This is a genomic window from Neobacillus paridis (assembly GCF_016765675.1).
In the GTDB taxonomy this organism is placed as follows: domain Bacteria; phylum Bacillota; class Bacilli; order Bacillales; family Cytobacillaceae; genus Neobacillus; species Neobacillus paridis.
This window is the reverse complement of sequence record NZ_JAESWB010000346.1, coordinates 1-1,051: the sequence shown is the minus strand read 5'-3', so window position 1 is coordinate 1,051 and position 1,051 is coordinate 1. Positions and strand designations below refer to the sequence as shown.

At 60.0% G+C, this 1,051-nt stretch carries 1 protein-coding gene and 1 pseudogene; one reads left to right on the top strand and one right to left on the bottom strand.

The genetic code is table 11. From position 1 onward, the window contains the following. On the bottom strand, nt 1-723 hold a 723-nt coding region (locus JK635_RS29155; RefSeq protein ID WP_202655783.1), incomplete at its 3' end, for a PilT/PilU family type 4a pilus ATPase. A gap of 70 nt (nt 724-793) precedes the next feature. Between JK635_RS29155 and JK635_RS29150 the strand changes: the two are divergent. Further along, nucleotides 794-1,051 (top strand): annotated as a pseudogene (locus JK635_RS29150) (hypothetical protein); the annotation flags it as partial.

Genomic DNA, 1,051 nt, shown 5'->3' with positions numbered 1-1,051 from the left:
GATGATACGGTCGATGGTCTTGGCCGCCGACGAGGTATGCAGCGTGCCGAACACCAGGTGGCCGGTTTCCGCCGCCGACAGCGCCAGCCGTATGGTCTCGAGGTCGCGCAGCTCGCCCACCAGCACCACGTCCGGGTCTTCCCGCAGCGCCGAGCGCAGCGCGGCGTTGAAGGAATGGGTATGCACGCCGACCTCGCGCTGGTTGATCAGGCACTTGCGCGACTCATGCACGAACTCGATCGGGTCCTCGATGGTCAGGATGTGGGCGTATTCATTTTCATTGACATGGTTGACCATGGCCGCCAGCGTGGTCGACTTGCCGGAGCCAGTGGGCCCGGTCACCAGCACCAGGCCGCGCGGCTTTAAGGCCAGTTCGGCAAAGATCTTGGGCGCATTGAGCTGCTCGAGGCTGAGGATGGTCGACGGAATCGTGCGCAATACGGCGGCGGCGCCGCGGTCCTGGTTGTAGGCGTTGACGCGGAAACGCGCCAGGCCGGGAATGGCGAAGGAGAAGTCGATTTCCAGGTTTTCCTCGTAAGCCTTGCGCTGGCCGTCGTTCATGATGTCATAGATCATGCTGTGCACATCCTTGTGCTCCAGTGGCGGCAGGTTGATGCGCCGTACATCGCCGTGCACACGGATCATCGGCGGCAATCCAGCCGAGAGATGGAGATCGGAAGCCTTGTTCTTGACCGAGAAAGCGAGTAATTCGGAGATGTCCATTTATAATCCCTGGCCCGCGAAAGAGGAAAAATCAGGAAGTGGGCAGGCTGTCTGGCCCGGAGCCACCAAGGTGGAAGCGTACGAAAAATCGGAAAATGTTTCCGCAAGTCATCAAATTATGTCCCACATCACGGAAAACCTGCAAGCAGTACATGCGGCGATTGTTGCGGCAGCGAGAAATGCCGGCCGTAATCCATCGGACATCGCCCTTTTGGCCGTTTCCAAGACATTTGGTCCGGATGCGGTGCAGGAAGCATTCGATGCCGGCCAGCGCGCCTTCGGCGAAAACTACCTGCAGGAGGCGCTCGACAAGATCGCCGCGCTGCAG